General features: G+C 44.6%; 9 protein-coding genes and 1 pseudogene. All 10 read left to right on the top strand.

Annotation, left to right across the window (positions count from 1 at the left end; genetic code table 11):
- Window positions 1-813: LTA synthase family protein (locus B3O33_RS07975; RefSeq protein ID WP_292363354.1), on the top strand; the 813-nt coding region annotated here is incomplete at its 5' end.
- 156 nt (window positions 814-969) lie between these two features.
- Window positions 970-1,665 (top strand): thermostable hemolysin, encoded by a 696-nt coding sequence (locus tag B3O33_RS07970; protein WP_292359440.1) that lies wholly within the window; start codon window positions 970-972, stop codon window positions 1,663-1,665.
- Window positions 1,662-3,140, top strand: a complete 1,479-nt coding sequence (locus tag B3O33_RS07965) for an AMP-binding protein (RefSeq protein ID WP_292359442.1) — start codon at window positions 1,662-1,664, stop codon at window positions 3,138-3,140. Before B3O33_RS07970 ends, B3O33_RS07965 begins: the two co-directional genes overlap by 4 nt.
- On the top strand, window positions 3,127-3,774 hold the full coding sequence (locus B3O33_RS07960) for a TenA family transcriptional regulator (RefSeq protein ID WP_292359444.1): 648 nt from the start codon (window positions 3,127-3,129) through the stop codon (window positions 3,772-3,774). The genes B3O33_RS07965 and B3O33_RS07960 overlap by 14 nt, the downstream gene beginning before the upstream one ends.
- On the top strand, window positions 3,771-4,583 hold the full coding sequence (locus B3O33_RS07955) for an SDR family oxidoreductase (RefSeq protein ID WP_292359446.1): 813 nt from the start codon (window positions 3,771-3,773) through the stop codon (window positions 4,581-4,583). Before B3O33_RS07960 ends, B3O33_RS07955 begins: the two co-directional genes overlap by 4 nt.
- The gene (locus B3O33_RS07950) at window positions 4,580-5,248 is read left to right on the top strand and encodes a tetratricopeptide repeat protein (protein WP_292359448.1); all 669 of its coding nucleotides are present in this window, start codon (window positions 4,580-4,582) and stop codon (window positions 5,246-5,248) included. The genes B3O33_RS07955 and B3O33_RS07950 overlap by 4 nt, the downstream gene beginning before the upstream one ends.
- Window positions 5,229-5,888, top strand: coding sequence for a response regulator transcription factor (locus B3O33_RS07945; protein WP_292359449.1), 660 nt, complete (start codon window positions 5,229-5,231; stop codon window positions 5,886-5,888). The genes B3O33_RS07950 and B3O33_RS07945 overlap by 20 nt, the downstream gene beginning before the upstream one ends.
- Entirely contained in the window at window positions 5,885-7,210 is a 1,326-nt protein-coding gene (locus B3O33_RS07940; RefSeq protein WP_292359451.1) for a sensor histidine kinase, read from the top strand. The genes B3O33_RS07945 and B3O33_RS07940 overlap by 4 nt, the downstream gene beginning before the upstream one ends.
- Entirely contained in the window at window positions 7,207-7,545 is a 339-nt protein-coding gene (locus tag B3O33_RS07935; RefSeq protein ID WP_292359453.1) for a cupredoxin domain-containing protein, read from the top strand. Before B3O33_RS07940 ends, B3O33_RS07935 begins: the two co-directional genes overlap by 4 nt.
- 2 nt (window positions 7,546-7,547) lie before the next feature.
- Window positions 7,548-7,897, top strand: a pseudogene (locus tag B3O33_RS07930) (iron permease); the annotation flags it as partial.

Here is a 7,897-nt window from a genome sequence, read left to right as displayed (position 1 = left end):
AATATGGCGAGTTTCTTTATTGGCAATGGCTTTGAATCAGTCATTGATCAACATGATTACCCACATGCGGTTTTTACTGGAAGTTGGGGTGTATCTGATGAGGATTTACTGAATAAAGCGCACCAGCAGATTCAACAAAAACATGCCCAGGGTCAGCCTTATTTCAGTCTGGTATTTACCTCGAGTAATCATTCGCCTTATGAATTTCCCGATGGCCGTATTGAACTGGATAACCCTGTCAAACAAAGTAATACCAATGCGGTGAAATATGCCGATTATGCGCTAGGGCAGTTTTTTGATAAGGCGATGCAGAGTGATTACTGGGACAACACCTTATTTCTGGTGATTGCTGATCATGATTTAAACGTTTATGGCGATGCACTCGTGCCCATTGAACGTTTTCAAATTCCCGGTTTAATTTTAGGTGCTGATATTCAGCCACGGCGCATACCAACAGTTGCCAGTCAGATTGATATGGCACCAACCTTATTGTCATTAATGGGAGTCAATGCCGAAACGCCGATGATTGGACGTGATTTAAGTCTAGACAGTGAACAGCAGTCCACCGGTCGTGCGTTGATGCAGTTCGCTGATTATTTCGCTCTGATGCACGGTGAAAAAGTAACGGTACTCAGGCCGCAAAATTCTGCACTTGAAGGCTATTACTCACCGAAGTCCCGTCAACTGGAAATTGTAGGACCGGCATCAACGGCAGATGAACGCAAAGCGCTGTCACATGTTTTATTGCCATCCTGGTTATATCGGGAACAACGCTATGATATGCCGCTGGGTCGAACTGACTTGACTCCTTAAACAGGATATAAATGTATAGGCCTGAAAACTTTCAGTCAGATAGTTTTCAGGCTTTTTTTATATTTTTCTTAAACCTGAATGCATTAAAAAATAGCTTAAGTTTTTCTTAAGTAACGGGCTTTACTCTAGGCAACCATAAACATCAGGAGATGATTTATGGAAGCCACCAAATTAAATAGTTCGACACCCTCCGCAGCGAGACATTGGCAACAACGTTTGTTGTTTCCGCATAAATCACTGTCTTTAATTGATAATCAGTCAATTGAACATATAGCGGTGCAAGCCTTTATCAGCGAGCGTTTTAATCAGACTTTTGGCGCTGAAATACAGCATTTTTTACCGTATTTTATTGCCAGTCAGATGGATGATGTAATTGATTCGGCGATTGGTTTCCAACCGGTTCAGCAGCAACCATTGTTTCTTGAACAGTATCTTGCACACCCCATCGAAAAAACACTGAAACTGCATGGTATTCAAACCAGTCGTTCGGACATTGTGGAAATCGGTAATCTGGCTGCCAGTTTCAACAGTGGCAGTCCATTATTATTTATTTTGCTGGCAGCCGTATTGCATCAGGCCGATTATCAGTGGGTTGTGTTTACCGCAACACGTCAGGTCCGACATCTCATCGCCCGGCTACAGCTCACAACATTCACTTTAGGCGAAGCCGATCCTCAACTACTGATTGATAAAACTCAGCAGTGGGGAAGTTATTACTCTCATCACCCCGTCGTTCTTGCCGGCAATCTGCCGTCAGCAATCGAGCATTTGCTACAACATCATGTCATTCAATCGCTATTGGATACCCATAAGGATTTTGTCCATAACACCGCCAGGATGATCAGTAAATGAGCAGCAAAATTTTACAATCTCTGGAAATGCTGGCAACAGAGCAGCCCGACAAAATATGTGTGGGGGATGGTCTTCAGCAACTGACGCGGCAGCAATTGATGCAGCAGGTTGAATCAGTCGCTGCAGAATTAATGGAATATCAACATCAGGTTGTCGGATTACTGGCAGATAACAGCTTGCAATGGTTGATCATGGATCTGGCCGCACAACGCGCCGGTATTATTTTATTGCCTTTGCCATTATTTTTTACCCCGGATCAGCTACAACATGCCTTGCAGAGTGCTGGTGCTGTTGGGCTGGTTCATGATCGCCCTTTAACGATAGATGCCGATGTTCTGGCTGAAAGCCATTTTGTGAACAGTCTGATGATGCGCTTTACGGCCTGTCGAGGTAAGTCTTACATCACATTACCTGCAGGCACAGCAAAGATTACCTTCACCTCAGGATCAACAGCCGATCCAAAAGGAGTCTGCCTGAGTAATGACAATCAATACCAGGTCAGTCAGAGTTTATTAAGCGTACTGCAAATGCAAAATGTACGGCATATGGCATTACTGCCATTAAGTACATTGCTGGAAAACATTGCCGGACTTTACACACCCTTATTAAGTGGTGGAGAAGTGATATTACTCGGCATGAAGGAAACCGGCTTTTCCGGCAGCCTGTCAGGCAAGCTTTATCAATTACTGACCACGCTTTCCCATTACCAGCCAGAAAGTCTGATTCTGGTTCCGGAATTATTATCAGCTTTGGTCCTGGCAGCTGAGCAGGACTGGCAACCACCAGAATCCCTACGGTTTATTGCTGTGGGAGGAAGCCGGGTTGCCAGAGAACTGATTGAACGTGCTCGCCAGTTTGGACTACCAGTATATGAAGGCTATGGCTTGTCGGAGTGCAGCTCAGTAGTCAGTCTCAATACACCTGCACAAGACAAGCCTGGAACAGCGGGCAAGCTATTGCCACATGTCGACATCCAGATTGAAGAGGGTGAAATCATGGTCACTGGCAATGCTTTCCTGGGCTACATTGGCATCAACTCACCCCAACAAAATAGAGTATCTACCGGTGATATGGGCTATCTGGATCAGGATGGATTTTTAGTGATTCATGGCCGTAAAAAACAGCTGCTGATTTCCAGTTATGGCCGAAATATCAATCCTGAGTGGGTGGAAAGCGAGGTTCTGGCACACCCGGAAATCCTGCAATGCGTTTTATTTGGTGATGCGAAACCGTACTGTACGGCATTGATTTATACCCGTTTAAGCGATGTCGAACTTGAACATTGGCTATTAAAGGTCAATCACAAGCTGCCTGCCTATGCACAAATTATCAAATGGCTGCGAATTGAACAGCCACTGACAGCGAAAGCTGGACTGCTCACGGCCAATGGCCGACCACGGCGCAATCAAATTTTTTCTTTGTTTCAAAATGAATTGGAATCCATCTACCAGGAGCCACAATATGGGATTTTTTGACACCCTCTGCCAGCAGACAGATGTTGAACGACAACATTTGTTTTCTGCCCCGATTATCGAACAAACAATGCGTGGGGAAGTAACGCTGGATCTGTATATCGCCTTTCTGACCCAGGCCTATCATCATGTAAAACATACCGTGCCGTTACTGATGGCTGTTGGATCGCAATTGCCAGAGCAATACGAGTGGTTGCGTGAAGCCGTTGCCGAATATATTGAGGAAGAGCTGGGGCATCAGGAATGGATCCTGAATGATATCGCTGCTTGTGGTCACGATAAGGAATTGGTGCGAAACAGTCGTCCCAATCCTGCCACCGAGGTGATGGTGGCCTATGCCTACGATACCGTTTTTCGAGTTAACCCACTGGGATTTTTTGGCATGGTGCATGTCCTTGAGGGCACCAGTATTGCTACCGCAGATAATGCCGCGACAGCGATTCAGAATGCGTTGTTTTTACCTGACAAAGCCTTTAGTTATTTACGTTCGCATGGTGCGCTGGATCAGGAACATGTGAAGTTCTTCGAGGGATTGATGAACCGAATAGACGATCCATTGGCACAACAGCAGATAATTCACAGCGCAAAAATGTTTTATCAGTTGTATGGCGATATTTTCCGGAGTCTCACGCTATGAATACGCCACTGAATTCAAAACCAATTACGATCGTTTTAACAGGAGCAACCGGTGGTCTGGGTTCAGCACTGGCCAAAGCGTTGTCTGCCCAAGGTGTTGTATTGGTTCTTTGCGGACGGAATCATCTTAAATTGGAGCAGCTTAATCGAACATTGGGTGGTCAGCACCATTGTGTCGCCAGCGATTTGACCACCAGTCATGGTCGTCAGGCTGTGCTTTCCTATTGCCAGCAATTTCCCGCTGGCATTGATGCATTGATTAACAATGCTGCCAACAATCATTTCGCCCCTCTCAAAGAGATGAACGAAACTACTGTGCAACAAATGCTTATGACGAACTTGCTGGTACCTATCGAGTTGACACGATTATTACTTCCCATCCTGGCAAAAGCGGATAACGCTCAGATCATCAATATCGGCTCGGCATTCAGCCGACTCGGCTTTCCGGGGTTCAGTGTCTACAGTGCCTGTAAATTTGGGTTGCGAGGTTTTACCGAAGCGATGCGTCGTGAATTAGCAGATACCACCATCAAGGTACGTTTGTTTGCACCACGCACCATTAGCACCGCGATGAATGATGCCAATGTGACAGCCATGAATAAAGCGCTGGGTAATCATAGCGATAAAGTTGAAACCGTCGCAAAACAGTTCATCGACTTTTTTCAGCAAACACATCGCAATGAGCAGTTTTTAGGCTGGCCGGAACGCTTTTTCGGTTGGCTGAATTCAATTAATAGTCATTGGGTGGATCAAGGCTTAGCCAAAAAACTCCCCGTGATTCAGCGTTATTGGACAGGAGCAGCAAAATGAAAAAAGGGTATGTCATTCTTTACAGTGTGGTATTTGGAATGTTCAGTTTATCCGCTCAGGCGATCTCGCCTGAAGCATTGCCTTTGCAATCGGCCTGGGAACATGCCAATTATGAATTAACAGACAAACAGCAGATTGACGCATTTGAGTCATTAACAGCAAAGGCTGATGAAATTAAAAAACAATCGCCACAACAGCCAGACGTATTAATCTGGCGGGGGATTATCTATGCCAGTTATGCCGGGATAAAAGGGGGGCTTGGCGCGTTATCCATGGCCAAAACAGCTAAAGCTGATCTGGAAAAAGCGATTGAAATTGATGATCAGGCCTTGAACGGTTCGGCCTATACTACGTTGGGCACTTTGTATTACAAGGTTCCGGGTTGGCCGTTGGGCTTCGGGGATAAAACCACCGCAGAAAAACTATTAAAAAATGCTCTGAGATTAAACCCACAAGGTATTGATAGTAATTATTTTTATGCCTTGTTTTTAATGGATAAAAAACACTATAAACAAGCTGAATCGTATTTGTTATTTGCTAAAAAAGCGGCTCCCAGAGCAGATAGACCACTGGCAGATAAAGGCCGTTTAATGGAAATCGACAAGGCGTTGGCTGAAGTGAGCAAACATATGAATGACCAAATCGATGCAAATACTGCTAATTGAAGATGATCTGTCATTGGCGCAAGGCCTTATCCGCTCGCTGCGCCAAGATCGGTTTACCGTAAATCATCTGAGTCTGGGGCGTCAGGGAATTAATAGTATTAAAACCACCCCGCCAGATATTGTGATTCTGGACTTGGGGTTACCGGATATGGATGGCACAGCTGTACTTGCCGAAATCCGCAAGATTAATGCCGCCTTACCGATACTGGTGTTAACAGCACGCGGGAGTATTAATGATCGGGTTATTGGACTGGATGCGGGTGCCGATGATTACCTGGCCAAGCCATTTGATATTGATGAGCTGCTCGCCAGGTTAAGGGTTTTTGAACGTCGATTAAGCAGTAAGCAACACGCGGCATTACAGATAGGCTCCGTCATCCTGGACAGCAAAACCATGCAGCTGAATGTTGATAACGCATTGGTTGAATTACCACGGCGTGAATTTATGTTGCTGAAAATCCTGATGGAGAACGCTGGACGGGTCCAGACCCGGGACAGTTTGGAATCCAGGCTCTATAGCTGGGGTGAAGAAGTGACCAGTAATGCCATTGAGGTACATGTGCATCATTTACGCAAAAAACTTCCGGAAGGGTTTATTAAAACCATTCGCGGAGTAGGTTATCAAATTAGCAACACATGAAATCTATTCGATTATATTTACTGCTGATATTAGTCGCCACACTAATATTGGTGATGTTTGTGTCATTACTGAAAGGCTACCAGTCCAGTATCGAAACCGCACAAGATTTATTTGATGAACGGTTGGTTAACACCGCTGAATTAATTGCATCAGCAAATGTTGCTCAAACCACTTCTGATTCGGCTCAAAGCCCCACCAGTGATTATTTGTTTTTTCAAATATGGGATGCTAAGGGTCAACTGTTAACTCGTTCGAGTACCGCGCCACATATTGCACTCAGCCCCTTTAAAAAAGGCTTTTACGACGTTAATTTTAACGGCTTTCGCTGGCATAACTATGCCTATCCGGATCCCCAGCTTCAACGGTGGATTATCGTCGGAGAGCGGAGCGATGTTCGCAGTTCTATGGCAGAAGATATCGTATTAGCCACCATTTTGCCGGCTTTTTTCGGCATTGTTATCGCGGCTATTTTAATCTGGTGGTTAATTGGCACGGGTTTGAAACCTCTGAAAAATCTTTCCAGACAACTTGCCAGCAAACAGGCGGATGATTTAAAGCCAATTCAACTGGCAGATCTGCCAATTGAAATGAGCCAATTGGTCAAAATTATAAACCAGCTATTCTGGCGACTTGATCAGAGTTTTCAACGTGAACAACGATTTGCTGCAGATGCAGCACATGAATTACGTACCCCTATCAGTGCTCTTCAAATACATTTACATAACCTGCGACAAACCTATGGTGATGACAGCGAAGATTGGCAACTTATGCAAGCGTCTGTCGATAGAATGGGCCATCTGGTGAATCAGATCCTGATGCTCTATCGCACTGCGCCAGAGCAAATTGCCGCTAAGGATGAATCAATCGATTTATATAAAATAACCAGCGATGTGATTGCACGGGATTATCAGCAATTTGAAAAAAGACAGCAGCATGTTGAATTAATAGGTGAATCCGCGATGATGCAAGGTCATGTTTTCGCATTGGAAACACTGCTACAGAATCTGCTGAATAACGCCAGTAAATACGCTCCAGCAAACGGACATATTCTGATTCAAGTTCACCCAACTGAAAAAGGCGTGCGTTTAATTGTTGAGGATGATGGACCGGGCATTCCAGCAGACCAGTATGAGCGGATTTTTGACCGGTTTTATCGCTACCAGAACGAAAACAGTGATCTGCAATTACCCGGTTGCGGTCTGGGACTGGCTATTGTTCAACATATTATTGAAATGCACCATGCTGATATCAAACTTACCAATTCAGCATTTGAAAGCGGCCTTAAGGTCGTGATTGATTTTCCCGCAGCGTTGAATAAATGATGAAAAAATTATTGACATGCATAGCTATCTTTATGATTTCATTAAATAGTTATGCAGCACCTCCGGTTTTTGAAATAGTGATAAAAGATCATCTGTTCTATCCCGATGAATTGGTTATCCCAGCTAATACCAAGGTGAAATTACTGGTTAAAAACCAGGATGCGACACCCGAAGAGTTTGAGAGTTATGAACTCAATCGCGAAAAGGTCATTCCGGGAAATACCCAGGCAATTATTTTTATTGGGCCCTTAAAACCTGGCGTTTATCCGTTTTTTGGAGAATTCTTCCCCAAAACAGCTCAGGGCAGAATCATTGTCAAAGAAGATGGTAAATAACCATGCTGCTCAATAGCGTCATTCTGGTGTTACGGGAAGTACTTGAAGCGGCGATGGTGGTCAGTCTGTTTATGGCATTTACCACGGTTAGCCAGCAATCACGTCGCTTTTTGATCAAGGCCATTCTGCTGGGTCTGATTGCCGGTGCCACGTATGCGTATTTCTTACCGGAAGTTTCAAACTGGCTGGAAGGGGTTGGTCAGGAAATAACCAATACCGCTATTCACATAGGTATCTATTGTTGTCTGACGGTTTTTTTATGGCTTATATCAAGGGATATTAATTTACCCAATCAACTGGTCAAAGGCATGATGATGACAGCTATCATTCTGGCCATTAGCCGGGAAAGTGC

Origin of the sequence: Methylophaga sp. UBA1464, assembly GCF_002325665.1 — a bacterium.
Taxonomy (GTDB): domain Bacteria; phylum Pseudomonadota; class Gammaproteobacteria; order Nitrosococcales; family Methylophagaceae; genus Methylophaga.
The sequence above is the reverse complement of the archived record's forward strand: the minus strand, read 5'-3'. Positions and strand labels throughout refer to the sequence as shown.

Excerpts from the sequence above, each read along its gene's own strand:
- B3O33_RS07970 (WP_292359440.1), top strand. The coding sequence starts at position 970 with ATGGAAGCCACCAAATTAAATAGTTCGACACCCTCCGCAGCGAGACAT.
- B3O33_RS07965 (WP_292359442.1), top strand. The coding sequence starts at position 1,662 with ATGAGCAGCAAAATTTTACAATCTCTGGAAATGCTGGCAACAGAGCAG.
- B3O33_RS07960 (WP_292359444.1), top strand. The coding sequence starts at position 3,127 with ATGGGATTTTTTGACACCCTCTGCCAGCAGACAGATGTTGAACGACAA.
- B3O33_RS07955 (WP_292359446.1), top strand. The coding sequence starts at position 3,771 with ATGAATACGCCACTGAATTCAAAACCAATTACGATCGTTTTAACAGGA.
- B3O33_RS07950 (WP_292359448.1), top strand. The coding sequence starts at position 4,580 with ATGAAAAAAGGGTATGTCATTCTTTACAGTGTGGTATTTGGAATGTTC.
- B3O33_RS07945 (WP_292359449.1), top strand. The coding sequence starts at position 5,229 with ATGCAAATACTGCTAATTGAAGATGATCTGTCATTGGCGCAAGGCCTT.
- B3O33_RS07940 (WP_292359451.1), top strand. The coding sequence starts at position 5,885 with ATGAAATCTATTCGATTATATTTACTGCTGATATTAGTCGCCACACTA.
- B3O33_RS07935 (WP_292359453.1), top strand. The coding sequence starts at position 7,207 with ATGATGAAAAAATTATTGACATGCATAGCTATCTTTATGATTTCATTA.